The organism is Pseudoalteromonas sp. P1-7a (genome assembly GCF_001401855.1).
GTDB lineage: Bacteria > Pseudomonadota > Gammaproteobacteria > Enterobacterales > Alteromonadaceae > Pseudoalteromonas.
In genome coordinates, this window is record NZ_LKDU01000145.1 from 1 (window position 1) to 247 (window position 247).

General features: G+C 46.2%; 1 protein-coding gene. It reads right to left on the reverse strand.

The genetic code is table 11. The features are described from left to right. On the reverse strand, positions 1 to 247 hold a 247-nt coding region (locus AN389_RS19860), incomplete at both ends, for an IS3 family transposase (protein WP_327077945.1).

Consider the following 247-nt stretch of genomic DNA (forward strand, 5'->3'; position numbering starts at 1 on the left):
TTGCTCACCTGCTTCACGCAAGTCTGCATGTATCCAAGGGCTACCATACGTGCCGCCACTGGCTACATAAAACTCTTTAATGAGCTTCAGCAAACGATTATCTTCAAGCGCTCTATCGCTTAAGGGCTTTTTTAACCACGCATAAAAACCACTTCGGCGCAGCTTAAAAAGGCGGCACATCGTCGTAATAGAAAATTCATCTTGGTGATCACGAATGAAGCCGTACTTTACTCGGGGTTGCTGGCAA